The 26,221-nt window shown below is 69.6% G+C and carries 24 protein-coding genes and 2 pseudogenes; 18 read left to right on the top strand and 8 right to left on the bottom strand.

The window, feature by feature from the left end; genetic code table 11:
* Positions 1–118 precede the first annotated feature (118 nt).
* The 4 genes from OG792_RS08520 to OG792_RS08505 all read left to right on the top strand — a co-directional run bounded on the left by OG792_RS08520 (position 119) and on the right by OG792_RS08505 (position 5,448).
* Positions 119–1,426, top strand: coding sequence for a hypothetical protein (locus OG792_RS08520; protein ID WP_329108682.1), 1,308 nt, complete (start codon positions 119–121; stop codon positions 1,424–1,426).
* A 2-nt stretch (positions 1,427–1,428) separates the two neighbouring features.
* Positions 1,429–2,739: an aldehyde dehydrogenase family protein gene (locus OG792_RS08515; RefSeq protein ID WP_329108681.1), complete on the top strand. Its 1,311-nt coding sequence runs from the start codon at positions 1,429–1,431 to the stop codon at positions 2,737–2,739.
* Positions 2,711–3,445: a zinc-binding dehydrogenase gene (locus OG792_RS08510; RefSeq protein ID WP_329108680.1), complete on the top strand. Its 735-nt coding sequence runs from the start codon at positions 2,711–2,713 to the stop codon at positions 3,443–3,445. The genes OG792_RS08515 and OG792_RS08510 overlap by 29 nt, the downstream gene beginning before the upstream one ends.
* 302 nt (positions 3,446–3,747) lie before the next feature.
* Entirely contained in the window at positions 3,748–5,448 is a 1,701-nt protein-coding gene (locus tag OG792_RS08505; protein WP_329111160.1) for an alpha-keto acid decarboxylase family protein, read from the top strand.
* Between the two features lie 36 nt (positions 5,449–5,484).
* Here OG792_RS08505 and OG792_RS08500 read toward each other — a convergent pair whose 3' ends face one another.
* Positions 5,485–6,405 (bottom strand): NADP-dependent oxidoreductase, encoded by a 921-nt coding sequence (locus OG792_RS08500; protein WP_329108679.1) that lies wholly within the window; start codon positions 6,403–6,405, stop codon positions 5,485–5,487.
* 410 nt (positions 6,406–6,815) lie between these two features.
* Between OG792_RS08500 and OG792_RS08495 the strand changes: the two genes are divergently transcribed.
* Both OG792_RS08495 and OG792_RS08490 read left to right on the top strand, forming a co-directional pair.
* Entirely contained in the window at positions 6,816–7,337 is a 522-nt protein-coding gene (locus OG792_RS08495) for a YbhB/YbcL family Raf kinase inhibitor-like protein (protein ID WP_329108678.1), read from the top strand.
* Positions 7,338–7,541: 204 nt separating this feature from the next.
* Positions 7,542–8,588: an SMP-30/gluconolactonase/LRE family protein gene (locus OG792_RS08490; protein WP_329108677.1), complete on the top strand. Its 1,047-nt coding sequence runs from the start codon at positions 7,542–7,544 to the stop codon at positions 8,586–8,588.
* An 833-nt stretch (positions 8,589–9,421) separates the two neighbouring features.
* Here the strand turns inward: OG792_RS08490 and OG792_RS08485 are convergent.
* Both OG792_RS08485 and OG792_RS08480 read right to left on the bottom strand, forming a co-directional pair.
* Positions 9,422–10,435: a zinc-binding alcohol dehydrogenase family protein gene (locus tag OG792_RS08485; RefSeq protein WP_329108676.1), complete on the bottom strand. Its 1,014-nt coding sequence runs from the start codon at positions 10,433–10,435 to the stop codon at positions 9,422–9,424.
* Positions 10,436–11,005: 570 nt separating this feature from the next.
* A complete protein-coding gene (locus OG792_RS08480; protein ID WP_329108675.1) occupies positions 11,006–11,944 on the bottom strand; it encodes an alpha/beta hydrolase in 939 nt (312 codons plus the stop codon).
* Positions 11,945–12,551: 607 nt separating this feature from the next.
* Here OG792_RS08480 and OG792_RS08475 point away from each other — a divergent pair.
* From OG792_RS08475 to OG792_RS08450, 7 genes and pseudogenes are all read left to right on the top strand, one after another.
* A complete protein-coding gene (locus OG792_RS08475) occupies positions 12,552–13,298 on the top strand; it encodes a cytochrome P450 (RefSeq protein ID WP_329108674.1) in 747 nt (248 codons plus the stop codon).
* A complete protein-coding gene (locus tag OG792_RS08470) occupies positions 13,298–14,005 on the top strand; it encodes a TetR/AcrR family transcriptional regulator (protein ID WP_329108673.1) in 708 nt (235 codons plus the stop codon). Before OG792_RS08475 ends, OG792_RS08470 begins: the two co-directional genes overlap by 1 nt.
* On the top strand, positions 14,002–14,202 hold the full coding sequence (locus OG792_RS08465; protein WP_329108672.1) for a ferredoxin: 201 nt from the start codon (positions 14,002–14,004) through the stop codon (positions 14,200–14,202). The genes OG792_RS08470 and OG792_RS08465 overlap by 4 nt, the downstream gene beginning before the upstream one ends.
* Positions 14,199–14,939, top strand: a pseudogene (locus tag OG792_RS34630) (NAD(P)/FAD-dependent oxidoreductase); the annotation flags it as partial. The gene OG792_RS08465 and the pseudogene OG792_RS34630, both read left to right, overlap by 4 nt.
* A gap of 71 nt (positions 14,940–15,010) precedes the next feature.
* Positions 15,011–15,418 (top strand): oxidoreductase C-terminal domain-containing protein, encoded by a 408-nt coding sequence (locus OG792_RS08460; protein ID WP_329108671.1) that lies wholly within the window; start codon positions 15,011–15,013, stop codon positions 15,416–15,418.
* Positions 15,415–16,623: a cytochrome P450 gene (locus OG792_RS08455; RefSeq protein ID WP_329108670.1), complete on the top strand. Its 1,209-nt coding sequence runs from the start codon at positions 15,415–15,417 to the stop codon at positions 16,621–16,623. Before OG792_RS08460 ends, OG792_RS08455 begins: the two co-directional genes overlap by 4 nt.
* 20 nt (positions 16,624–16,643) lie before the next feature.
* Entirely contained in the window at positions 16,644–16,838 is a 195-nt protein-coding gene (locus OG792_RS08450; RefSeq protein ID WP_329108669.1) for a ferredoxin, read from the top strand.
* Positions 16,839–17,076: 238 nt separating this feature from the next.
* Here the strand turns inward: OG792_RS08450 and OG792_RS08445 are convergent, their stop codons facing one another.
* The 3 genes from OG792_RS08445 to OG792_RS08435 all read right to left on the bottom strand — a co-directional run bounded on the left by OG792_RS08445 (position 17,077) and on the right by OG792_RS08435 (position 19,798).
* The gene (locus OG792_RS08445; protein WP_329108668.1) at positions 17,077–18,048 is read right to left on the bottom strand and encodes a helix-turn-helix domain-containing protein; all 972 of its coding nucleotides are present in this window, start codon (positions 18,046–18,048) and stop codon (positions 17,077–17,079) included.
* Between the two features lie 9 nt (positions 18,049–18,057).
* Positions 18,058–19,038, bottom strand: a complete 981-nt coding sequence (locus OG792_RS08440; RefSeq protein WP_329108667.1) for an alpha/beta hydrolase — start codon at positions 19,036–19,038, stop codon at positions 18,058–18,060.
* Positions 19,039–19,246: 208 nt separating this feature from the next.
* A complete protein-coding gene (locus OG792_RS08435) occupies positions 19,247–19,798 on the bottom strand; it encodes a TetR/AcrR family transcriptional regulator (protein ID WP_329108666.1) in 552 nt (183 codons plus the stop codon).
* A gap of 93 nt (positions 19,799–19,891) precedes the next feature.
* On the opposite strand from OG792_RS08435, the gene OG792_RS08430 reads away from it, so the two are divergent.
* The 4 genes from OG792_RS08430 (at position 19,892) to OG792_RS08415 (ending at position 23,407) form a co-directional block, all read left to right on the top strand.
* Entirely contained in the window at positions 19,892–20,827 is a 936-nt protein-coding gene (locus tag OG792_RS08430) for an SDR family NAD(P)-dependent oxidoreductase (protein ID WP_329108665.1), read from the top strand.
* A 37-nt stretch (positions 20,828–20,864) separates the two neighbouring features.
* Positions 20,865–21,281: a hypothetical protein gene (locus OG792_RS08425; RefSeq protein WP_329108664.1), complete on the top strand. Its 417-nt coding sequence runs from the start codon at positions 20,865–20,867 to the stop codon at positions 21,279–21,281.
* Positions 21,278–21,661 (top strand): PPOX class F420-dependent oxidoreductase, encoded by a 384-nt coding sequence (locus tag OG792_RS08420; protein WP_329108663.1) that lies wholly within the window; start codon positions 21,278–21,280, stop codon positions 21,659–21,661. Before OG792_RS08425 ends, OG792_RS08420 begins: the two co-directional genes overlap by 4 nt.
* Positions 21,662–21,913: 252 nt before the next feature.
* Positions 21,914–23,407, top strand: a complete 1,494-nt coding sequence (locus OG792_RS08415) for an MFS transporter (RefSeq protein WP_329108662.1) — start codon at positions 21,914–21,916, stop codon at positions 23,405–23,407.
* A 230-nt stretch (positions 23,408–23,637) separates the two neighbouring features.
* Here the strand turns inward: OG792_RS08415 and OG792_RS08410 are convergent, their stop codons facing one another.
* Positions 23,638–24,573, bottom strand: a complete 936-nt coding sequence (locus tag OG792_RS08410; protein WP_329108661.1) for an oxidoreductase — start codon at positions 24,571–24,573, stop codon at positions 23,638–23,640.
* Between the two features lie 78 nt (positions 24,574–24,651).
* Here OG792_RS08410 and OG792_RS08405 point away from each other — a divergent pair, with 78 nt between their 5' ends.
* Entirely contained in the window at positions 24,652–25,257 is a 606-nt protein-coding gene (locus tag OG792_RS08405) for a helix-turn-helix domain-containing protein (protein WP_329108660.1), read from the top strand.
* A gap of 398 nt (positions 25,258–25,655) precedes the next feature.
* Here OG792_RS08405 and OG792_RS08400 read toward each other — a convergent pair.
* Positions 25,656–25,883 (bottom strand): annotated as a pseudogene (locus tag OG792_RS08400) (IS701 family transposase); the annotation flags it as partial.
* Positions 25,884–26,221 lie beyond the last annotated feature (338 nt).

Here is a 26,221-nt window from a genome sequence, read left to right as displayed (position 1 = left end):
GTGCCAGGGTGCCGTACTCCCTGGTAGCTGGGCCCTGCCATCCACCCTGCGTCGCGCGCAGCATGGGTTCCACCGCCAGCGAATTCCGCCGGAGGACGACATCACCCCTGGAGACGCCATGCCCTTCGCCGACGACCTCATTGGGGAGCACGCGGCCAGAATGTTGATCCGGGCGGTGGCGTCCGCCGCCCCGGGGACGCCACTCACCGCGCTCCGCTCCGCCGCCGGCGACCTCGCCAGCCGTTCGCTGCGGGAACGTGCTGACCTGCTCAGAGACGCCTTCCTGGCGGACCTCCCCGGCGGGTACGCCCACCTCGCCCGTACCGTTCGCCGGGCCGGACGGGCCGGACGGGCCGGACAGCCGCCCTTCTATGGAAGGTTGATCTGGCCAGTCACCAACGCGATCGCCGCCAAGGCGGTCGCCGACGGCGGGTCGGAGGCATTCGATGACGCGATGGCCCTGCTGGCCGAGTTGACCGGCCGCCTCACCTCCGAGTTCGCCCTCCGCACGCTGCTCAACCACGACCTCGACCGCGCGCTCGCGATCATCCACACCTGGACCGCCTCACCAGCCGAGGACGTACGTCGCCTCGCTTCGGAGGGCACCCGCCCCTTCCTGCCCTGGGCGAAACGAGTCCCCGGCATCCTCAGCCGCCCCCGGGCCACCCTTCCCATCCTCGACGCCCTCTACCTGGACGAGAGCGAATACGTACGGCGTTCGGTCGCCAACCACCTCAACGACCTGAGTCGGCAGCAACCGGACATCGTCGTAGAAACCGCGTCCCGCTGGCTCGACGTGCCGGACGAGAACACCGACCGCCTGGTCCGGCGCGGACTGCGTACGCTCGTCAAGGCGGGCAATCGCGGCACCCTCGAACTGCTGGGCTTCTCCGCCGCCGCGCCGATCGAGGTCGTCGGCCCCACGCTGTCCGCCCAACGGGTCCCGTTGCGTGGCACGGTCGCCTTCACCGCCACGATCACCAACACCGGTGCCGAGAACGTGCGGGTCGCGGTCGACTACGTGGTCCTACACATGAAGGCCGACTGCCGGCCGAACGGCAAGACCTTCAAGCTCACCACCATGACACTCGCCCCGGGCCAACAACGGGTGATCTCCCGCGAGCGCTCGTTCCGCGAGATCACCACCCGGCGGTACCACCCCGGGCGCACGCGATCGAACTCCAGGTCAACGGCGTCTGCTCGGGGCGCAGCGGCTTCACCCTGCTGCCGGCCACCTGACCGGACCCGTGCTCCCCGGAGACGGCGGGGTTCGGCGTGCCTGGGTGCCGTGGACCCCGGAAGACGCGGCCTTCTCCGGTCGGGCAAAGAGCGCGAGGGTGAATTCGGGGACGAGCTGTCGTCGCCGAATTCACCCTTCGCTGGAGTCCTCCCATGTCGCAGTTGCCGACCGGTACCACCAATTTGACCATGACGATCGGCGGGGCCGGGGTGTCCGGCAGGTCGTCGTTCGACGTGATCAACCCTGCCGACGAGTCCGTTGTCGCGTCCGCGCCCGAATGCACCAGGGAGGAACTCGACGCCGCCGTTGCCGCCGCCCGCGCCGCCGCGCCAGCCTGGGCCGCCGTCTCCTTCGAGCAGCGGCAGAAGCGGCTGCTCGACTTGGCTGACGTGGTGGATGCCCACCTCGACGAACTGGGCCGGCTCGTCACCGCCGAGCAGGGCAAACCGTTGGCGGTGGCCACGGCGGAGGTGGCCGGGTTGAGCTACTGGCTGCGCGAGACCGCAGCCCTGACACTGCCGGAATCGGTCAACGAGGACAGCGCCGAGCGTCTCTCGGTGACCCGGCGGGTGCCGCTGGGCGTGGTCGCCGCGATCACCCCGTGGAACTACCCGATGGGCCAACTCTCCTTCAAGCTCGGGCCGGCGCTGCTGGCCGGCAACACAGTGGTGGTGAAACCCTCGACGTTCACCCCGCTGGCCACCCTGCGGCTCGGCGAGCTGCTGCGCGACGTACTGCCGGCCGGCGTGATCAACGTTGTCTCCGGCAGCGGCGACCTCGGCTCCTGGCTCAGCGGACACCCCGGCATCGACAAGGTCAGCTTCACCGGATCCACCCGGACCGGTCGTGCGGTCATGGCCGGCGCCGCCCCGACCCTGACCCGAATCACCCTGGAACTGGGCGGCAACGACCCGGCGATCGTACTGCCCGACGTGGACGTGCCGGCCATGGCCGAGAAGCTGTTCTGGGCGGCGTTCAGCAACACCGGCCAGATCTGCCTGGCCGCCAAGCGGGTCTACATCCACGCCGACATCTACGCGGAACTCGTCCAAGCCCTCGCCGCGTACGCCGTCACGGTCCGGATGGGTGACCCGACGCGGGAGGGAACCCGTCTCGGCCCGATCTCCAACCGCCGTCAGTACGAGACGGTGCTTGATCTGATCGAGGACTGCCGGCGACAGGGGTACGGGTTACTGACCGGCGGGACGCCCGAGCCGGGCCGGGGCTTCTTTGTTCCGGTGACGCTGGTCGACAACCCGCCGGAGGAATCCCGGATCGTATGCGAGGAGCAGTTCGGCCCCGTCCTGCCGCTGCTGCGCTTCGACGATATCGACGACGTGGTGGCCCGAGCGAACGCCGGCGAGTACGCCCTAGGAGCCTCGGTCTGGTCGGCCGACCCCGACGCGGCGCTCGCCGTCGCCCGTCGGCTCGACGCCGGAGGGGGTCACCGACCTGGCACCCGGCGACGAGGTGTACGGACTGACCGGCGGCGTCGGTGATCTTCAGGGGTCGCTCGCCGAGTACGCCGCCGTGGATGCCCGATTGCTCGCCCGCAAACCGGAGCCGCTGAGTCTGCGTGAGGCGGCGGCCCTGCCGCTGGCCGTCATCACCGCCTGGGAGGCGCTGGTGGACCGGGCACGGGTGACCACGGGCCAACAGGTCCTGGTCCACGGGGGCGCCGGCGGCGTGGGACAGGTCGCCATCCAGATCGCCCGCGCCCGGGGCGCCCAGGTCTTCGCCACCGGATCGCCCCGAAGCCTGACCACGATCGCACGCCTCGGGGCGACGCCGATCGACTACACCACCACGCCCGTCGAGGACTACGTGGCCGAACACACCGACGGCGAGGGCTTCGACGTCGTCTTCGACACCATCGGCGGCACCACCCTCGACCTGTCCTTCAGCGCCGTCCGCACCTACACCGGGCACGTCGTCAGCGCGCTGGGCTGGGGCACGCACAGCCTCGCGCCGCTGTCGTTCCGTGGCGCCAGCTACTCCGGGGTCTTCACCCTGATGCCGATGCTGACCGGTCGGGGGCGCGAGCACCACGGGAAGATCCTGCGCGAGGCCGGCGCCCTGGCCGACGCGCAGGCGCTGCGGCCGCTCCTCGATCCCCGGCGGTTCACTCTGGCCACCGTCGACGACGCCCACGCCGTCGTGGAGAACGGCACCAGCAACGGCAAGATCGTCGTCGACGTCGAGTGACGGGCCGCCTCGCGATGCACGTCCGGGGCATGTGCAGCCAGCACCGGCCGGGCCTGCCCCGGACCCGAACGTCATCGCCGCCGCCCGGGCCGTACGAACTCGCCGAACCGGGACTCCAGGTTCCCACCCGGAGCAGCAGCCGGCCTGATCGGCCGGCCGGGCGCCGACGCGAACGGCCCCGTGCCTGACATCCGTACATAGAGCTGTAATTCGGGTAAACGGTGGATATGGTGTTGGGTGCGGCCGTCGTGCGGCCTGCTGGGCGACGAGGGGCAGCGGTGGGCAACGGCAGCGGCGACACGATGGCGGTTGGCGAGCTGCTACTCAGTCGCCTCCACGACCTGGGCATACGCCACATCTTCGGGCTACCCGGCGACTACAACATGGATTTCCTCGACCAGGTCGAGGCGTTCGACGGAATTGATTGGGTCGGCAGCTGCAACGAACTCAACGCCGGCTACAGCGCCGACGGGTACGCCAGGCTCGCTGGCGTGGCCGCGATCCTCACCACGTTCGGTCCGGGCGAGTTGTCGGCGGTCAACGCGCTCGCCGGCGCCATGGCCGAGTCGGTGCCCATCGTCTCGATCGTCGGTGGCCCGACCCTGGATATCATGCGGCAGCGTACGTCCATGCACCACTCGCTCGCCGATGGCGACTTCGAGCGCTGGGTACGGATGGCGCGTGAAGTGACCGTCGCCCAGACTACGCTGACCGCCGAAAACGCCCTGGGGGAGATCGACCGGGTGCTCACCGAGTGCTGGTCACGGCAAGGCCCGGTGTACGTCCGGCTGCCCGGCGATGCGACCCGCGCCCCGGTGGCACGGCCGAGGCAACGTTTCAGCCGACCCGGCCCTGTCGTAGCACCCGCGCAGCTCGACGCCTTCGCCGCAGCCGCTCGGCGGCTGCTCGCCGCTGCCGAGCGGCCGGCACTGCTCGTCGGCAACCTACCCATCCGCTACAACCTCGGCCCCACCGTCACCGCCCTGGCGACCGAGCGGAACTGGCCGGTCGCCGCGCAGGCGCTCGGGCGGGGACTACTCGACGAATCCGACCCCCAGTACGTCGGGATCTACAACGGCGGCGACAGCGCCGACCCGGTCCGCGAGGTCGTCGAGGGCGCCGACGCGCTGGTCTGCGTCGGCACCACCTTCTTCGACTGGGACGGACTGTTCACCGCCGATCTCCATCCGAGCCGGATCATCACCCTGCACCGGGACGCCGCAGTGGTCGCCGGCACCCGTTTCGCCCCGGTCGCCCTACCGGCTGCCCTGAACTGCCTGCACGAGATCGCTCCGGACCGTACCGCCGGCTGGCCGCGCAACCCTGCCCTCACGGACGAACCGCCCGGGCTGGATCCGACCAGCGACGAACCGATCCGCCAGGCGCGACTCTGGCCGGCGATACAGGGGATGCTGTGTGCGGGGGACATCTTCGCCCCGGAGACCGGCACCTCGTCCTTCGGCGCCGCCAACATGCGGCTGCCGGCCGGGACCACCGTCCTGGCGGCACCGATCTGGGGCTCGATCGGCTACGCCACCCCGGCCGCCTTCGGTGCCCAGGTGGCTGCGCCCGGCCGACGGACGGTGCTGGTCACCGGCGACGGGTCGCTGCAACTGACGGTGCAGGAAATCAGCCGGATGCTCGCCTGCAATCACCGCCCGATCATCGTGGTGGTCAACAACGGCGGCTACACCGTCGAGCGGGCGGTCGACGGGCCGTATCAGTCCTACAACGACGTCGACAACTGGCGGTACACCGATCTGCCTGCGGTGTTCGCCCGGGACACGGCCTTCGCCGCACACCTTGCACGCACCGAGGGTGAGTTGGCGGGGATTCTGGCCGGTCTCGACGGTTCTCCCGACCGGCTGACCCTCATCGAGGTGATCACCGGCGTACGGGACCTTCCTCCCGGAATGCCGCAGTGGGGGCGGGAAACGTCGGCCGCCGACTACCACGCCAAGCTCGCCAGCACACCCAAGCTGCCCTGGGGCGGACCGCCCTGACGCCGGCACGCGGCTTAGCTGGGCGGGACCCATACCTCAGACGTCCGGCGACAGTATGACCTTGTTCTTCACCTTGCCACTCTCCACCATCTCGTGCGCTCGCGCCGCCTCACCGAGCGGCACCACCGCGCCCACCTCGACCGAGAGCCGGCCGCGCTCGACGAGGTCGGTCAACGCCAACAAACTGGAATGGTCCGGTTCGACGAGGAAGCCCGTCACCCGAACACCCGCGGCCGCACCGCCACGGACATCGTCGCTGGCGGGAGGGGACGGCACCTGGACAACTACTCCGTCGCGGTTCACGAGCGGCACGGAACGCGCCGTGTAGTCGCGGCCGACGAAGTCGAGTACCGCGTCGACCGGATCGGTCACATCCTCGAACCGGACTGAGGTGTAGTCGACGATCTCGTCCGCGCCCAACGCTCGTAATCGGTCGTGGTCACTGCCTTTGGCCACCCCGATGACGTGTGCGCCGCGAGCCTTCGCGACCTGTACGGCCAATGCGCCTACGTGGCCGGCGGCACCGTGGATCAACAACCGCTGACCCGCGTCCAGGTGAATTGTGTCCGTCACCAGCTGCCACGCGGCGAGCCCGGCCAACGGCAACGCAGCCGCCTCGGCAAACGACAGGGACGGTGGCTTCGGGGCGAACTGGCGCGAGGGTGCGGTGACGTACTCCGCGTAACCAGCGGCTTGCCGCGGGAACCACGGCATGCCATAAACCTCGTCGCCCGGCGAGAAAATGGTGACCCCGAGTCCGATCTCGGCCACCACACCCGCGACATCCCAGCCGAGAATCATGGGAAAGGATGAAAGTGGACCCTGCCCCTGACGCTGTTTCACGTCAGCCGGATTGATGCCCGCAGCGCGAACCTCCACGAGCACTTCGGTCGGCTGCGGTGTAGGTTTCGCCAGCTCCACCAGTTGGAGCACCTCGGGGCCTCCGTAGCGGTCCATGCATACAGCAAGCATGTCGCGTAAACCTCCGTACCTTCGGCCAGCATCCAGGCCCGTCGGACCAGTCAAAAGTCTCACACGAGAGGAGCACACGGAGCCAGATGTCGCCGGACCACCGGAATCGAGAGCCCTGGTAGTCGGCTCATTAAGGTCCCGAATGATACCCCCCCAGCCATCGGAAGCACTTTGATAACGACGAAATCAAGGCCCTTCGAAACATCTCCCACTGCTCAAATTACTCGAAGTTATCAAGAGCACGAAGTGGCAACGCGTTAGTTCGAGTGCGCCTACGATGGCAGACATCCGCGGCGATGTGCCGCTATGACGCAATGGCCGAGCGAGGTCAGGGTACGCAAACCAGGGCGCGCGATTGCCAAAACCGCTTCCCGGAGTCGCCGAAAGAGGAGCCGATGGACACTCCCTACGACATGATCGCCAAGGTGCCTTCGTTCACCTTGACGAGCGCCGACGTCAGGGCCGGCGAGGAGATGCCGTCGGCGCATGCCAGCGGGGTATTCGGATCCGGCGGCGAAGACGTATCGCCCCAGCTGAGCTGGAGCGGCTTCCCCACAGCCGCCAAGAGTTTCGTCGTGACCGTCTACGACCCGACCGCCCCCACCGGCAGCGGTTTCTGGCACTGGGCCGTGGCGGACATCCCGGTGAGTGTCGTGTCGTTCGCCACCGGCGCTGGCGCGGATGGCGCGGAGATGCCCGGCAATGCATGGCAGATGGCCAACGACGCGCGTATGCGTCGCTACATCGGCGCGGCACCGCCGCCGGGCAGCGGCCGACACGACTACTTCATCGCCGTGCACGCGCTCGATGTCGAAACCCTGGGTGTCGACAAGGACACCACGCCAGCCTTCCTCGGTTTCAACATGGCGGGCCACACGCTCGCCCGCGCGGTCATCACACCCTGGTTCGGGGCATAGAACGACCGGGCTGCCCCTCTGCGGCGCCCACACACCCGGGCGATCGCACCGCACGACATGAACGACGAGGCTCGCCGGCACGGATTCGGTCGACCGTCGTCGCGCGAGGCGAGACGCGAGAGACAGTGCCGGGGCACGAAGTCTGCGGCGCGTCGTCGATCAAGTACCACCGCTCAGCCATCCGCCGAGACGAGGAGCGCACCAATGACCGCAGGACCCCTGGGAGCATGGGTCGCCGCCGACTTCGAGCTCGTCGCAGACCTGGATGACCTGATGGCGACCGGCGTCACCGTCGCGGACTCGGGCCGGGTCTTCATTTCCGTGCCACGCTGGGGCGACCCGGTGCCATACACAGTCGCGGAGATCATCGATGGCAAGCCCACCCCGTACCCGAGCCAGCAGGTCAACGACGAACTGCTGGTGTCAGTCCAGAGCGTCGTGGTCGCCCCGGACGGGCACCTGTGGGCCCTCGACACCGGCAGCCTGGCATGGGCCCCATGGGTCGAGGGCGGCCCCAAACTGGTCGAGATCGACCTGGACAACAACACCGTCCTGCGCGTCATCCGACCCTCGACCGACGCGCTGACCCCGACGAGCTACCTCAACGACGTCCGCTTCGACCTGTCACGAGGCGTCGCCGGGTACGCGTACGTCACCGACTCGCAGGCCGAGGGTGCCCTGATCGTCATCGACCTTGCCACGGGCGACAGTTGGGCCAAGCTGCGCGGGCACGCCAGCACCCACGCCGAAGACGGCTTCCGCGCGATCGTGCAAGGCGTTGTACACGAGGGATACACCGTTGGCGCTGACGGCATCGCGTTCAACAGCACCGGCGACCGGCTCTACTACTGCGCGCTGTCGAGCCGCAGACTCTACAGCGTCCCGACAGCCGCCCTGATCGACCGTGAACTCGGTGACGACAAGGTGGCCGAGCAGATTGTTGACCACGGTGACAAGGGGGCTTCCGACGGCATCGAGTCGGACGCCTCCGGGAACCTTTATGTCACCGCCTACGAGCACAGCGCCGTACTGAGGCTCGCCGCCGATGGGTCGTGGTCCACGGTGCTGCACGCACCCGGTGCGCTGTGGCCGGACACCCTCTCGCTGGCCGCAGACGGCCATCTGTACGTCAGCCTCAACCAACTGCCACGCGCCCCGCTTTTCAACGGCAACGCCGACGACCGCATCCCGCCGTACCAGATTGTCCGTGTCCCGGTCGGCGCGACCCCGATCCGCCTACGTAACTCGTAATAGGCCTCGTCCGCGCCGGTCGCTGCTCGCCGTCGCGGAAGGGAAGCGCCGCGCCGCCGCGACCCTGCTCGGGAGATCGAGGCGGAGGTGCTGCCGCCGTGGCGGGAGGATCTGCTCGTGCAGACGGGCCTGCGCGGCGGTCCGGTGCAGGGATGCGGCCACCTTACGGGTGGCGAGCGCAGCCCTCGCCGATCTCGCCGCTCGCAATCCCGGAGTGGCCGGTATCGCGGGGTGCGGCGGCGCTGGCTCCACGGGCTCGGCGGCGGCCACCTGGCGCCGGCGGTCGCACTGTTGCGGCAGTCGCCACGTGCGCTGCTGGCGTGATCCGAGGCCGAGTACGTCGCGTCGCGCTGTCCGCCGGCGACCTGACCGGCGGCGTCGCCGCACTTCAGCGGGTCGAGCAGGTGTTCGAGACCTGCGGCGCGAGGGCGCCGGTCGCCAAGGTCCGACGGGCGCGGCGGCCGACGACGGGACGGCGACCCGAGACCGGCTGGGCGGCGCTCACCACCACCGAGCGCCGGGTGGCACGGCTGGTGGCGACGGGCACACGAACAAGTCCGCCTCCGCCGAGCTGTTCCTCTCCCCCAGCGCGATCACCTCCCGCTCCGCGCCGTGTTCGGCAAGCTCGGCGTGAACTCGCGGGTCCAGTTGGCCAAGGTGGTGCTGCGTACCACCGATGACGCAGGCGGGCTGAGCACCCGACCGGGTATGGCCGCAGGCACTCCCTCGATGTCTCCATCTGCGGCCGAACCGTCCGGAGGTAGTCGTGCAAGACCGCTTGGTTGGTGGCCCGGCGCGACCTGTGCAGTCCAATAGGCCGCGCCGGATCCGCCTCAGCGGTCGAAGCCGGCGACGACCACCTTGCCGATGGTCGCGGAGCTTTCCACCAGTTCGTGGGCGCGGCGCAGGTTGGCCGCGTTGATCGGGCCGAGCTGCGTCGTGAGCGTCGTACGGATCCGGCCCTGGTCGACCAGCCGCGCGGTCTGCTCCAGCAGATCGTGCTGGGTCGGGTCGGTCGGTAGGAACAGCGGCCGGGTGAACATGAACTCCCAGTGCCAGCTGATGCTCTTGGCCTTGAGCGGCAGCAACTCCAGGCCCTCCGGCTCGTCGATGGCGACGATGTGCCCCCGGGGACGGACGATCTCGGCGTACCGCTCGATGTTGCCTGCGGTGAACGGGCTGATCAGGTAGTCGACCCCGGCCGGGGCGACCGCGCCGACCGAGGCGACCAGGTCCCGGTGGTCGACCACGTGGTGAGCGCCGAGATCCTCCGCCCACCGGCGGGACTCGGGCCGGGAGGCGGTGGCGACGACGGTGACATCGGTGAGGGCCCGCGCCAACTGGATCACCATCGAGCCGACGCCCCCGGCCGCCCCGAGTACCAGCAGCGTGCCGGTGCTCCCCTTGCCCAGGGCGAACGAGTCGAACAGGGTCTCCCAGGCGGTGATGGTGGTCAGCGGCAGGGCCGCCGCCTCGGCGAAGGTGAGCGTCTCCGGCTTGTGCCCGACCACGTGTTCGTCGACCGCGTGGAACCGGGCGTTGCTGCCCGGACGGCCGACCGAGCCGGCGTAGTAGACCTCGTCGCCGACCACGAACCGGGTCACCCCGGACCCCACACCGACCACCACGCCGGCCGCGTCGAAGCCGAGCACCTTGACCTCGCCGTCGGCCGGAGCGACGTTCGCCCGGACCTTGGTGTCGGCCGGGTTCACCGACACCGCCTCGACCCGGACCAACAGGTCGTTCGGTCCCGGCAGGGGCACCGGAAGTTCGACGTCGACGAGACTTTCCGGATCGCTGACAGGAAGGTTCCGGCGGTAACCCACCGAGGGCATCAGATCGGTCATGCCCTGCACGTTATGCCCCGGTTAGCGGTAATCGCCAAGTTACCCACAGTATCCGCCGAGCGATACGCACTACACGCGCGCTCTACGCTCACCGGCTCGTGTGAGCCGAGCCATGGTCACGCTCAGCAATCTCCTAACGTTCGCGTCAGGGTTTCCCGTTGGCATGACACGTCGGCGTTCGAGGCCGGAATGGTATTGCTGACGTTCACGTGATCCGTCCCCGTGATGGCTGCGAGATGGGCCGCAGAGCTTGAAGGCGTCTGGCTGCCGTGCCGGAGTTCCCCCAGAGATTGACTCAGTGTTCCGGAAGGACCTGTATGTCGCGCGGTCCGTCCGGGGCCAGTTTGTCGCGGCTCATGCCACGCCGCGTCCTGAGCTGCGACTGCACCGACGAGCCCGGCGTGAGGGGATGCGCTGCCGTTGACATGGAGGGTGGTCTACCAGCAACGCCACGCGGTGGAGTGCGCCGTCAACCGGCTCGAACGCAGCCGTGCTGTGGCCACCCGTTCGGAAAGCTCACCGTGCGTCACGACGCCCATCTACCTCACGGCGATCAACGAACGGCTCTGATCAACCCTGATACAAGCCCGCGCCCGCCAGCCGTGCTCCCAACCAGGCGCGGCTGCGCTCCAGCAGCGCGCGGGCCACACTCGAGTCGGGAGCCCACGACTCGAAGCCGTGTGGAGCGCCAGGGACAACGTCGAGTACACAGTCCACGCCCGCGTCGCGTAGGCGCTGCGAATAGTCGTGGTTCTCGTTAGCGAACAGGTCGATGTCACCTACGCTGATCCAGGCCGGTGGCAGACCACGGAGATCGGCGCGGCGGGCCGCGACCGCGTAGTCGGGCGTCCGCGAGCCTCCAGGATCGACGCCGAGGTAGGCGCCCCATCCGACCCGGTTCGCGGCGTTGTTCCATATCCGATGCCGCAACTGGTCGAGCTCACGACGCGCGGCGGTGCGGTCGTCGAGCATCGGAGCGAACAACCACTGTGCGACCGGCTGGGCGCCGCCGGCATCGTGCAGCCGCTGCACCAGACAGGCGGCCAGACCGGCACCGGCGCTTGCACCCCCGACGGCAATGCGTTCCTGCTCGATGCCGAGGGACCCGGCCGATTGCTGCAACCACTGCCAGGCGGCGAAGGCGTCATCGAGCGCGGCCGGGAAAGGGTATTCAGGGGCGAGGCGGTAGTTCGTCGAGACCACGGCAACACCGAGTTCGCGGGCTGTCGCGGCACAGAAGGCCTCGTCCTGGACGACATCGCCGATGACATACCCGCCGCCGTGCACCCACAGCAGCGCCGCCCCCGAACCGCCACCGGCAGGAATGTACGTGCGCAGGCCCGCGCCATGGTCGACCGTTTCGATCTCGACGCCCTCGACGGGCTTGCCCGACCCGCTCCGGCGGACCAGCGCGCGCACCACGCGCCGTCCCCACGTCTGACCGAGCGGTAGCCGCGGGGTCCGCGCGACGGCGCGGCGTAGCTCTGGGTCGACCATGGTCAGCTTCATGGACATCTCTCCTCGAGTCCGGCCCCCATGGCTGGCCCCACGCGGGCCGGCACCACAGATTAAGGCAGTTGATTGACTTAAGACAGGAATGACGGCACGCTGTGAGTCAACAAACACCATCGGGAAGGTGTCGCGATGGCTCAGGGTGAGGTGGAGCAGGGATTGCGCTACCCGTTCTCCAGTCAAGCAACGATGGAGCCGCCGGCGGAGTGGGCCCGGTTACGCGAGCAGTGCCCGGTGGCTTGGGTCACACTGCCCAGCGGGGATGAGGCGGCGCTGGTCACGCGCTATGAGGACGTCAAACGGGTGTTGAGCGATCCACGGTTCACCCGGCCGACGACCGATGGTGGGGCCAGGGTCGCCGATGTCGAGTCGGGTGGGTTGTTCAACAGTGAGATGGCGACGGTGCTGCCCCAGCACGGACAGGCGCACCTGAAGTGGCGACGCATGGTCGGCAAGTGGTTCACCGCCAGGCGGATGGACGCGCTGCGGCCGAGGGTCGAGGCAATGGCCGAACAGCTTGTCGACGAGATGACCGAGCGGGGGGGCGCCGGCCGATCTCAAGGCCACCCTCGGGTTTCCGCTGCCGGTCTGGGTGATCTGCGACATGCTCGGTGTGCCGGACTCCGATCGGGACCGCTTCGGCCACTGGTCCGACCTGATGCACAGCATGACCCGCCACAGCCAGGCGGAGATGGGGGCGGCGCAGGCGGAGTTCGGCAGCTACATGGCCGGACACGTGGCCTCCAAGCGGGCAGAACCGGGTGAGGACCTGCTCAGTGCTCTCATCACGGACACCGATGCCGACGGCGAGCGGTTGTCGGACGGGGTCCTGGTGCAGACTGGCATCGGCCTACTGATGGCCGGGCACGAGACCACCTCGAACATGATCGGCAAGATGGTCGCGATGCTGCTCGTCGACCGGCGGCGTTGGGAGGCGCTGCTGGCCGACCGGTCGCTGGTGCGTACTGCTGTGGAGGAGACACTGCGGCTGGACGCCAACGCGGGCTTCGGCATGCCGCGGTACCTCACCGAGGACGTGGAGATCGCCGGGACCGTGCTGCCGAGCGGCACCACCGCGGTGTGCAGCATGGCCTCGGCCAACCGTGACGAGCGCGTGTTCGACGGCGCCGACGAGATGAACCTGCGTCGCAGCCCGAATCCGCACCTTGCCTTCGGTGCCGGCGCGCACGCGTGCCTCGGGCAGCCGCTGGCCCGAACCGAACTACGGGCGGTGCTCGACGTGCTGCTGCGCAAGCTGCCCACGCTGGAACTCGCCGTCGGAGTGGACGACCTGCGTCGGGTCGAGGGGCTCCTCATCGGCGGGCTTCGGGAACTGCCGGTGCGATGGTGATGCCGAGCAAGACCGCCGGCAACGACGCCGGCAATGACGCCGGCAGAACGTCTCGGGCGGAGCGGGTGCACGCGACCCGGGAGCTGATCATGACGGTGGCGGAGCGACTGTTCGCCGAGCACGGGGTGCTCGCCGTGTCCAACCGGCAGGTCAGCGAGGCCGCCGGGCAGGGCAACAACACGGCGGTCGGCTACCACTTCGGCACCAAGGCCGACCTGGTGCGCGCGATCGCGCGCAAGCACTCCGCGCCGATCGAGGAGAACCGCCAGCGGATGGTGGCCAGGATCGGCCACGGCGTGGACATCCGGGACTGGATCGCCTGCCTGGTCCGGCCGGTCACCGATCACCTGGCCGCGGTGGGCAGCCCCACCTGGCACGGCCGGTTCGCCGCGCAGGTGATGACCGACCCCTCGCTGCGCTCGATCATGATCGAGGAGTACGTCTCGTCACCGTCGCTGGTACGGATCATGGACGGGCTGAACAACTGCCTTCCCGAACTGCCGGCCGACGTACGCGCCGAGCGAACTGACATGTCCCGGCAACTGCTGGTGCACAGTTTCGCCGAGCGTGAGCGCGCCCTGGCCGATGGCACCCCCACCCCCCGGGCGAGTTGGCACGACGCCGCGAACGGGCTGATCGACGCACTCGTCGGGCTGTGGTTGGCACCGATCACGACCCACCCGGACGAAGGACAGGAGGAACCGTGAAGGTGACCGTGGACCAGGACAAATGCTGCGGCGCCGGCACGTGCGTGATGCTCGCGCCGGACGTGTTCGACCAGCGGGACGAGGACGGGATCGTGGTCCTGCTCGACGCGCAGCCAACCGAGCAACTGCACGGAATCATCCGCGAAGCCGCCAGCGTCTGCCCGGCGGCCGCGATCTGGGTGAGCGAAGAACCGTGAACGGAGCTCTGGCAGCAAACCGTCGAACCCGGAGCATCCCCGACAACGTGCTGGTGGTCGGCGCCTCGGCCGCCGGCCTCGGCACCGTGGAAGCCTTGCGTCGCGGAGGTTACCGGGGCCAACTGACGGTGCTGGGAGCCGAGCCGCACGCGCCCTACGACCGGCCACCGCTGTCCAAACAGATCCTCGCCGGCAGTTGGCAGGCGGATCGGGCTCAACTGCGGCCACCGGCAGCGCTGTCGGCCCTGGACGCGGAGTTCATCGTCGGTGACCCGGCGGTCGGTTTGGACACCGCGACCCGCACCGTCCACACCGCCGCCGGGCGCACGCTGACGGCGGAAGCGATCGTGGTGGCCACCGGGCTGCGGCCTCGAACCCTGCCCGGCCAGGACGACCTGGCGGGCGTGCACGTGCTACGCACGCTCGACAACGCGCTGGCGCTCCGGCAGGACCTGCTGCGCTGCTCGCGGGTCGTGGTCGTCGGAGACGGCGTGCTCGGTGCGGAGATCGCCGCCACCGTGCGCGGGATGGGCCTCCCGGTCACCATGGCCGGTCCCCAGTCGGCGCCGCTGGCGATGCAGGTCGGCCCGCTGGCCGCAGGGCTGCTCGCGGACCTGCACACCGAGCACGGGGTCGAGCTGCGGCTCGGCGCCGCGGCCACCGGGCTCGCCGGGCGGGACGGGTCGGTCACCGGCGTGTGCCTGGAGAACGGCGAGGTGCTGCCGGCGGACGTCGTCGTGGTGGCGTTCGCGCCGTACCGGCGACGGAATGGCTTGTCGGCAGCGGGCTCCGGCTGGAGAACGGGCTGGTGTGCGACTCCCGATCTCGGGCGGCGGACGGAATCTACGCCGCCGGTGACATGGCCCGCTGGCATCACGAACAGCTCGACGTGTCGCTGCGGCTGGAGAACCGGACCAACGCCACCGAGCAGGCGGTCGCCGTCGCCACCACCATCCTCGGCGAGGACCGCCCCTACACCCCCGTGCCCTACTACTGGACCGAACAGTACGACGCCAGGATCCAGGTGCACGGGGTGCTGTCACCGGACGCCGAGGCGTCGGTTGTGGACGGCGCGGTGGCGGACCGCCGTTTCGTCGCGCTGTACCGCCGGGACGGCCGGGTCACCGGCGTCCTCGGTTGGAACATGCCCAAACAAGCCCGCCTGCGCCGACAGGAACTCCTCGGCGCTTCGGCACTCGTGGAAGGAACGTCATGACCAGCACCCTCGATTCGACCGAAGCGCCGCAGTTCCCGGCAGCCAGGGCGGCGAAGTGCCCGTTCGACCCGCCGCCGACCATGCAGGCGCTGCGGGAGCGGACCCCGCTGGCGCGGGTTCGACTGTGGGACGGCACCACACCATGGTTGGTGACCCGGTACGCGGACCAGCGGGAACTGCTGGCCGATCCGAGGGTCAGCGCCGACATCACCCGCCCCGGTTACCCGAGTCCGGCGCCCATCAGCGACGCGCCCATCAGCTTCGTCCTCATGGACGACCCCGAGCACGCCCGACTGCGTCGCATGGTGACCGCACCCTTCACCATCAAGCGGGTCGAGGCCATGCGGCCGGGCGTACAGCAGGTCGTGGACGACCTGATCGACGAGATGCTGACCGGCCCGAAGCCGGTGGACCTCGTGTCGGCGTTCGCGCTTCCGATGACGTCGCTGGTGATCTGCCAACTGCTCGGGGTGCCGTACGCGGACCACGACTTCTTCCAGGAGCACAGCAGCACTATGATCAACCGGGACGCGGCACCGGAGCAGCGGCGGGACGCTGCTGGCCGGCTCTTCGCGTACCTGGACGAGCTGATCGGCGAGAAGCTCGCCAACCCCGGCGAGGACCTGCTGTCCGGGCTCACCGAGCGGATCAGGACCGGGGAACTGACCCGACCGGACGCGGCCCAGATCGGCGTACTCATGCTGATCGCCGGGCACGAGACCACCGCGAACATGATCGCGCTCGGCACGCTGGCCCTGCTGGAGCACCCCGACCAGTTGGCGCTGCTACGCGAGTCGAACGACCTGAAGCTCGTCGCCGGCGCGGTCGAGGAACTCCTGCGGTACCTGCACATCACGCACAACGGGCGACGCCGGGTCGCACTCGAGGACATCGAGATCGCGGGCGAGACCATCCGTGCCGGTGAGGGCATCATCCTGGCCAACGACATCGCGAACCGCGACCCGGACGTCTTCCCCCACCCCGACCGGCTGGACATCCAGCGGGACGCCCGCCGGCACCTGGCATTCGGCTTCGGAGTGCACCAGTGCCTGGGGCAGCCACTGGCACGGATGGAGCTCCAGGTCGTGTACAGCACGCTGTACCGGCGTATTCCCACGCTGCGGCTGGCGGTCGAGCTGGACGAGGTCCCGTTCAAGCACGACGGCTCGGTGTACGGCGTGTACGAGCTACCCGTGACCTGGTGACCGTTCTTCCGGAGGATCCCATGAAGGTAACCATCGACCAGGACAGGTGCGTCACGTCCGGACAGTGCGTGTCGACCGCGACGGCCGTGTTCGACCAGCGCGACGAGGACGGCGTCGTCATACTGCTCAACCCCAACCCACCGGAGGAACTCGCCGACGACGTCCGCCACGCGGCAGCCGTATGCCCGGCACTGGCCATCACCCTCACGGAGTAGCACCACACGTGTCCGATCGCCGCGCTCGGGCCACGGGCGCGGCCGGCCGCGCCGCACGGTTTTCCGCCCCGGCCATCGGGCCGGGGCGGTTTGCGGTAGCGCCGCGTCACCCGCCTGGACCCCGCCGGCCATCGGGCCGATTACCCGGCCTGGATCCGCTCCGTCCTCGCCGGCGACATGGCCGACACCGAACAGCACCACCCGGAGCAGGCGGCCACCGGCGGTAGGGATGCTTCCGTCAGGACGGGTGGCGGTGCAGGCGTCGAAGGGTCAGCGCCAGCTGCAGACGCAACCGGCCCTGCGGCTCCCGCACACTCCAGCCGAGCAGGTGCTCCGCGTGCCCGATCCGGTCCTGCAGCGTCGAATGGTGCAGGCGCAACACGGTCGCCGCCGCGCGCAGGCTGGCGGTCGACGCCACCGCGTGCAGCGTGGTCAGGACCCAGGACGCGCCGCCCGCCGCGTGTTCCAGCGCCCGCACGTCCGGCACCCCGGCCGGGTCGGGTACAGCGGCGAGCACAGCCAGCGCGCCCAGCTCCTCGAAGTGCAACAACGTCTCGCCGGGGTCCTCGTCGGTGCCTTCGGCCGCGAAGCGCAACGCTGTCCGGGCCGCCCGGTGGGAATCGGGCAGGTGCAGCAACGGCACCGCCGGACCGATCCCGGCCCGGGTGGTGGGTGGCGGTGTGCCGGCCGCCGCCAGCCGGGACTCGCCCGAGGCCAGGGCCATCGCGTACGCCGTGCCGTCCACGGGCAGTCCCAGCCGGCGGGCCGCCTGCAGGCGTACGTCGGCGGGCGCGGACGCGTCCACGACCAGCTCGACCGCCGCCGGGTCGGTGGCCGGGGCCCGGCCGCGGGTGCGGTCCAGCACAGCGCCGGCGGCGCCCGCCGCCCGTTCCAGCACCATCGCGTCCACCGGACCGGGCGCCCCGGCGCGTTCCAGCCGCAGCATCGCCGTGCCGACCGGCTGGCCGGGCCAGCTCCCGTCGGCCGGGCCCGGCAGCGGGGCGGCGATCCCGTCCGGCAGCATCCGGATGTGCACCCGGCGGGCGTCGTCGTCCAGCCGGGCCGGGCAACCGGCCAGCACGGCCGCCCCACGGACGATGCTCTGCAGGCCGGCGCGTGCCTCCACCAAACTGTCGAAGTAGGCGATGACCTGCAGCGCGGCACCCGCGTCCGCGTCCAGCGCGGCGAGCCGGACGGCCAGTTCGTTCATCAGCTGAGGCTATGCGTTGAACAGCCGGTTGAGCCAGGCAACCCGTGCTCGCTTCGCGTCCCGGGAGATCTGCGCGGTCGGCATCGTCATGTCGAAACCGTGGAAGGCGCCCGGCCAGACGTGCAGTTCAGCCTGCCCGCCGGCCTGCCAGATCCGGCTCGCGTACGCCACGTCCTCGTCCCGGAAGGTCTCGGCGCTGCCCACCTCGATGAAGGCGGGCGGCAGCCCGGAGAGGTCCTCGGCACGCGCCGGTGCGGCGTACGGCGAAACGTCCGGCCCGCCCGCCGCGTCGCCGAGCAGCGCTCCCCAGCCTGTCTGGTTGGCGGTGTAGTCCCAGATGCCCAGACCGGCCATCTGCAGCGCGGACGGGGTGTTGTTGCGGTCGTCCAGCATCGGGTAGATCAGCATCTGCCCGAGCAGCGCCGGGCCGCCCCGGTCGCGGACCATCAGGGCGACCGCGGCGGCCAGTCCGCCACCCGCGCTGGCCCCGCCGATGATCAGCCGGTCCGGGTCGAAACCGAGCTCGCCGGCGTGCTCGGCGGTCCAGAGCAGCCCGGCGTAACAGTCGTTGACCGGTCCGGGGTGCTGGGTCTCCGGAGCGAGCCGGTATTCGACCGAAACCACGACGAGGTTGAACTCCTCCGCCCAGTCGAGCAGCATCTCCGGCACGCCGGAGCGGTTGTCGCCGAGGAACATGCCGCCGCCGTGGACGTGGTACAGGCAGCCCAGGGTGCCGGTGGGAGCGGTGGGCCGGAAGATCAGCAGCGAGATGTCCGGATCACCGTCCAGGCCGGGTACGGCCCGCTCCTCGATCTCGAACCGGCCGTCGCGCCGCAGATCGTCGTCGGTGGCCCGTGGCCCGGCGCCACGCTCGCGCAGGGCCGGGATCAAGTCCGGTGTCACCGCTGGTGGGAGGAAGTCGGCCATGGCCGCGAGTGTGGCGCCGAGTTCCGGGTCGAACGGGGGTGGAAGAGCCCGGGTGGTGGTCATACATCTGCCTCCGCGGATTGACAGCGATCACGGGCGTAACCGCTCCCACCAGCATGGCGGCCCCCATCGGTGTGATCGAGCGCCACATGGCGGTAATTACCCGCCAGGTGGCGGGGCGACCGAGCGCCGCGCGATCAGTCGTTGGTAGAGCGCCGAACAGTCCGCCCGTTACTTGCGGTCGGCACTGGGGCGACCGAGCGCCGCGCGATCAGTCGTTGGTAGTGGTGCTTGTCTGGATCAGGCCGTCAAGCATGACCTGGATGGCCTTCGCACGGGCTTCGTCGCTGTCGGCGGTGAGGGTCATACGGACGAAGGTGGCGATGTCCTCGGCGGTGATGCCGGCGCGTAGACCACCGGCGGCGCGCAGCCGGTCGGTGGCGGGGCCGACCACGGCGGTGATGAGGCGCTGGGCGTGTTCGTCGGCGCGGTCGCCGGCGCCGGCGAGCCGGGCAAAGGTCGCCACCTCCTGCTCGGACATGTCGCAGCTCTGGGTGAATACCGCACGGAAGGTGCCAACCGGGTCGTTGTCTCGCATGGCGCGTTCAGCGTTGTGTCGTACCGCGGCGACGAGGTCGTCGAGGACCGCCTCGATCAGGCCCTCCTTTTCGGGGAAGTGCCGGTAGAGCGTCGTGGTCCCGACGCCGGCCCGGCGGGCGATCTCCTCGAGCGCGGTCTCCGGGCCGTGCTCGGCGAAGGCCTCGCGGGCGGCGGCTATCAGCCGCTGTCGGTTGCGGAGTTGGTCCCGGCGGGGAGTCCGCATGGCTGGTACCTCCGATCGAAGTGGTGGCGGGATCACCACTTTAGCGCTACCGTTTGAAACGGAGATGCCACTACCGTTTCGTTGGAGGATGTTGTGCCCTGGAATCCGGAGGCCTTGCCCGACCTGGGCGGCCGGACGTACGCGGTCACTGGTGGCAACGCCGGGATCGGTTACTTCGTCGCCGAACAGCTCGCCGCGGCGGGAGGGCGTGTGGTGATTCTCGGTCGCAGCCCGCAGCGGTTGGGCGCGGCGGTGGAGGCGATCCGTCGCGAAATCCCGGCCGCCGAAATCGCCACGATCCCGCTGGACCTGGCCGACCTGGACTCGGTCGCGTCGGCCGCCGCCGCCCTGACGGCGCTGGACCGGCTCGACGGCCTGATCGAGAACGCCGGGATCAGTGCCCCGGGCCGGCAGCGCACGACTACGAGGCAGGGCCTGGAACTCGCCGTGGGGACCAACCACCTCGGGCACTTCGCTCTCACCGCGCTGTCCCTGCCGGTCCTGGCGGCGACGCCGGGCAGCCGGGTCGTGTCGGTCGGCAGCATCATGACCAGACGGGCGGGGTTCGATCTCGACGATCTGCTCAGCGAGCGGTCCTACAACCCACGGCAGGCGTACGTCCGGTCGAAGCACGCCGTCCAGATGTTCGGCTTCGAACTCGACCGCCGGCTGCGTCACGCCGACAGTGGAGTCCGGTCAATCGTGGTTCACCCCGGCCTCGGCCTCGACGGCGCCAGCCCACGACGGGCCGGAATCAACGAACCCACCCCGCTCGCCCGGATCGCCGGACGGCTACTCACCCCGCTCGCGCAGGGCAAGCACCGGTCCGCCCGGGTGGCCGTCCGCGCCACCGTCGACCCCGACGCCGAAGGCGGGCAGTACTACGGTCCGGCCCGCCGCGGCGTCGGCCTCCCCGTCCCGCTCCAACCGCCCCAGGTCGACCTGGACCCGGACCTGGCAGCCCGCCTCTGGACGCGGTCACAGGAACTGACCGGGGTCGACTTCCCCGTCACGGCCGGCCGGTCGTGACGGGCCGAACACCTACCGGAATGACAGGAGAAAGCAGATGAACGCAGGACAAGGCAAGGCCACCTATTGGACGCTGACCACGCTGGGCGTCCTCGGCGGGGCCCTCGGCATCCTCGGGGCGGTCAGTCCGGATCGCCAACTGCGCCTGTCCGGTTTCGGGGATCCGGCCGAGCGTGGACCGGGTGACTACACCCCAGCCGTGCTGGGCAGCAGTTCGTTCGCCGCGATCGGCGAGGGCGGGGCCTACCTGACGGGTGCCGCGAAGAGATGGCCCGGCTTTCCCACGTACGTCATGGCACGCCGGATGCTGATGGCCGGTGGCCTGGCCGGGCTCGCCGCCACCGGCCGCGCGCCCAGGGCCTTCCTCAACGCTGCCGCGTGGGAGGCGCTCGGCGCCGCCGCCATCGCGGCGGCCGGCTGGCTGGACCGTCGAACTGCCGCGAGGCCGGCATGACCGTGCCCGACCAGATCACCCGCACCCGCTACGCCACCGTGACCACCTACCGCCGCGACGGACGACCGGTCCCCACCCCGGTAGGGGTCGTCGCCCACGGCGGGGAACTGTTCGTGCTCACCCAGCGCGACAGCGGAAAGGTCAAGCGGATCCGCAACAACCCCTCCGTCGAGGTGACGCCATGCGACATGAACGGCCGGATCGCCGCCGGCGCGCTGACCGTTGAGGGCAGGGCGCGGCTGCTGGACCGGGCCGAGACCGCCCAGGTACGCCGACTCATGGCGCGCCGCTTCCCCATCGTCCGACTGGTGTTCTTGTTTGACCTGCTCCTCGGGCGACGCAATCTCAAGATCGGCATCGCCATAGCACTCGGGTCGTAGCCTCCGGCAGCCATCTTCGCCGCTGGCCATCGCCCGGATTCCTCCCGTCCGGACATTCTCGGGCGGGCCGTCGCCGTGCGCCGATCGGCCTCGGCAAGGGGCCTTCGCATCGCCACCCGCGACACTTCCGCGCGCATCTGGCACGCACATCCGCCCTGTCCGACCAGGGAACTGCGTCAAGCCGCGGGACGAGCGGTCACTCCTTCCCGCCAGTTACTTCGTCCGCAACCAGAACGCGTATAGGGGTAATCCATGTCCGACCCGGTCCACGTCAATCCTCGCCGCTGGTTGGCGTTGATCTTCATATCGCTGGCCCAGCTGATGGTCGCCCTGGACGCGACGGTGGTGAACATCGCGCTTCCCTCGGCACAGCACGAATTGGGCATCTCCGACGGCAACCGGCAATGGGTGATCACCGCCTACACCCTCGCTTTCGGAGGCCTGCTGCTCCTCGGTGGCCGGCTCGCGGACGTCGCCGGCCGCAAACGGATCTTCCTGATCGGGCTGCTCGGGTTCGCCGCCGCCTCGACACTCGGCGGCCTGGCGACCAACACCGGCATGCTGCTCGCCGCCCGCTCCCTGCAGGGTGTGTTCGCCGCACTCCTCGCCCCGGCCGCGTTGGCACTGCTCTCGGTGACCTTCACCGAAGCGAAGGAACGGGCTCGGGCGTACGCCGCGTTCGGGGCGATCTCCGCGGCCGGCGGCGGGGTCGGGCTGATCCTCGGTGGTGTCCTCACCGAATACCTGGACTGGCGTTGGTCGCTCTACATCAACATCCCGTTCGCTCTCGGGGCCGCGATCGGCGCGATCCTCACCGTCCGGGACACGATCGGTTCTCGCAACCGGAACCGCCTGGACATCCCCGGGGCGGTGCTCGCGACCACCGGCCTGATCGCCCTCGTCTACGGCTTCACCCGGGCCGAGGCTGACGGCTGGACCGCCGGCTGGACCCTCGGTTCGTTCCTCACGGCCGCCATTGCGCTGCTCGCGTTCGTGTTCGTGGAGGCGAGAGTGCCCAACCCGCTGCTACCGCTGCGGGTACTCACCGAGCGCACCCGAGCCGGCGTCTACCTGTCGATCGGCCTCTCCATCATCGGCATGTTCGGCCTCTTCCTCTTCCTGACCTACTACCTACAGGTCGTGCAGGCATGGTCGCCGGTCCGCACCGGGCTGGGCTTCCTGCCCATGATCGCCGCGATGATCATCGGCCCGACCGTGATCGGGACCTGGCTCAGCCGCCGCGTCCCACCCCAGATACTCATGGGCGGGAGCTTCCTGACCGCTGCGGTCGGCCTGCTGCTGCTCACCCAGATGGAGGTGGACAGCTCCTATCCGGCCCTGATCCTGCCCAGTCAGATCCTGCTCGGCCTCGGCACCGGGACGGCGTTCCTACCCGCGATGAGCCTCGCCACCCACGGACTGCGACCCCATGACGCCGGTATCGCATCCGCGATGATCAACACATCGCAGCAGGTCGGCGCCTCGATCGGCACCGCCCTGCTCAACACGATCGCGGCCAGCGCGACCGCAACCTGGCTCCTCGACCACGCCGGCGACCCCGGCACGGCCGACCAGGCGATCGTGCACGGCTACGCCACCGCCATCTGGTGGGCCGTAGCCATCCTGATCCTCGCCGCGCTCGTCGCGATCGCGCTCGTACGCGTCCGCCCGTCGGACAGCACGGCCCCGGCGGACGGAGCCGGCGGGGATCCCGCCGACGGGGTCACCCCGCTCCTCGTGCACTGACCCGGTCGTCGCCGCCAACGTCACGAGGAACTGACTCGACGCAGGTTCATCCGCGCCCGGAACCCACGCATCGGCTGAAACACTGGAGAAAGCCGGTACCGGGTTCCGGGCGGGTGCGCAACGATTCTCCCGTAAGGCACGGTATCCGGGTCGGTTCGCGGGCGTGGTCGGCTCTGCGGCGCCAAGCGGTTCACGCCCGGACAATCCGGCTGGTCCGGCCCGGTGTCGGGTCACACCGGGAAGGCGACGCCGGTCAGCTCTTCGGAAATTGTCCACAGCCGTCGCTGGCCAATTTCGTCGTGAGACGGCGCACTCGATCGGACCACCTTCGGGTATCCCTTGCTCTCAAGGAACCCACCCGGGCCGTAGTACTCGCCGCCCGCAACGGTCGGGTCGGTCGCGGCACGTAGCGTGGGAAGCGCGCCCATCTCGGCGTTCTGGAGCATCAGTGGTCGGATCGCCATGGTGAACGCCATCCGGAGGAATGCCGAGAACTGCGCGGTCGCCGTCCTGGATCCCTCCGTGTCCGAGCCGCCGGGATGCGCGGCGGTGGCGATGGTGTGGCTGCGACCGGACAGCCTGCGCTGAAGTTCGTAGGTGAACATCAGGTTCGCCACCTTGGAGTGGGCGTACGCGGTGACTCGGTGGTACTCGCGGGTGTTCCAGTTCGGGTCGTCGAGGTTGATGGCACCGCCCCGCCGGTGGTCTGCGCTGCTGACGGTGACCACGCGGGAGTGCGGAACCGCCAGCATCATGTCGAGCAACAGCCCGGTGAGTGCGAAGTGACCCAGGTGGTTGGTCCCGAAGTGCAGTTCGAAGCCGTCTGCGGTGAGCCCGCGCGGGGTGCGCATCACGCCGGCGTTGTTGATTAGCAGGTCGATGCCGGTGTGGGTGGCGCGGAGTTGGTCGGCTGCGGCTCGGACCGAGGCCAGTGACGCCAAATCGAGGTGCAGCACCGTGACGTTGGCTCCCGGGATGTCGGCGGCGATTCGGGTCGCGGCCCGTTTGCCCTTGTCGACGTCCCGTGCGCCGAGTACGACCGCGGCGCCGCGCGAGGCGAGCAGCTTGGCCGTCTCGAAGCCAATGCCGCTGTTGCCGCCGGTGATTACAGCTACCCGGCCGTGTTGGTCCGGTACGTCGTCGCCAGTCCACTCGGATCGCGGCATGCTTTCCTCCAGTTACAATCGGGGCGCACGTTCCGATTGAGCTTAGCGGAACGTACGCCCCGTTTACCAGGAGGACCATTGACGGAGAAAACCCGGCCACTACGCGCGGACGCGGCCCGCAACCGGGCACGAGTACTGCAGGTCGCCTACGAGACCTTCGCCGAGGAAGGTGCGGGTGTCCCGATCGACGAGATCGCCCGGCGGGCCGGCGTGGGCGCGGGTACCGTGTACCGGCACTTTCCGACCAAGGAGTCGTTACTTCAGGCAATCGTGGCCGACCGGATGCACCAGGTCGTCGAACGGGCCCGCGCCCAGGCGGAGACCGACCCGGGCGAGGGGCTGCACGCATTCCTGCTCCAGATGGCCGAACAGGGCGCGACCGATCTCGGGTTCGCGGACGCACTGGCGGGGACCAGCTTCGACCTGACGAAGGCCATGCCGGACGCCGAGCGCGAGTTCATGGGAACCGTCGCGGAACTCCTCGCGCAGGCGCAGAGGGCCGGTACGGTTCGCCCCGATCTGGAGGCCGCCGACATCAAGACCCTGATCGTCGGTCTGCAGTCGATGCGACGTTTCCGCGCCGACGGGGATCTCATGCGGCACGTCTACCAGGTGATCCGGGCCGGCCTGGCCGCACCCGGACCACTTGCCGGCCCGATTCCGCAACCAAGCAGAGCGGACTGACTCGGACGCGGAACTGTCGTACGACACCCTCTGAACAGTCGCCAATCGCCGCCGTACTCCCGCCCCGGCGTGGCGCCGCCTGGGCAGCGGAGGTCCACCCGAGCCCTGCCCGTGGGGGATTGCGCGGTAGAAACCTGTCCCCGCCAGTTTCGCGGAGCACGACCTAGGAAATCCCGGGGGCAGCGAGGCACCCAAACCAGGGCCGCAGCGAACACGTGACGTTTGGCTCAGCCGACGAGATCCCGGTCGGAGAACTCGCTTCGCCAGCCGTATCGAGCGCATCGCGATCCGCCGGCGCCAGCTGATCGTATGGCTGAGCACACCGCTGCGCGGCTCCGATACCGGCCCGTGGCGTCCAGACGTTCAAACCTCGCCGGCTCCCGATCGCTCCGCCGTCCCTACCTCCTTACCGCTGGCCTTTGCCGCCGGCCGGCGGGGACGTCGGCGTACTCGGCGGGCTGATCGGGCTCGGGGCTCCGAGTTTCGGAGCCCCTTCTCGGCGTGGGCGCGGTGACGGCGAGGTAGGGGTGGGCCACCATAACCAGCGTTGTGTGCTGGTACCAGGCGTCGTAGCGGCGGGCCTGGTAGTGATCGAGGCCGACCTCGTTCTTCGCGGTCGGGAAGCATTTGCGTGACGCGGAGACGTCGATCTCATACCGCCCGTCCGACACGGACACGGACTCTTCCCTGATTGCATAGCCGGAAGTGAGCCAGAGCCAAATTTCGGACAGGCTCACGGCGGGGACGAGTTGAGCTCTGGCCAGCGTCATCGAGCGGGGGCTGCGCGGCCTAACTCGAGACCAAGGTCAGCTGATCCGGGGCTACCGCGTATCCGCCGGTACGGCCGGAACCGGTCAGCGTAGAGCGAATAACGTGGCAGCCGGGGCATAGCGTCGCTCGACCAGGCTCGGACTGCCGCCACTATAACATCGATTGACTTGAGTTCAAGGATGCCCTCTGGATG

The sequence above is a fragment of the Micromonospora sp. NBC_01699 genome (assembly GCF_036250065.1).
Taxonomy (GTDB): Bacteria; Actinomycetota; Actinomycetes; order Mycobacteriales; family Micromonosporaceae; genus Micromonospora_G.
Note: the sequence above shows the minus strand (reverse complement) of the source record. Positions and strands in the feature narration are given on the sequence as shown.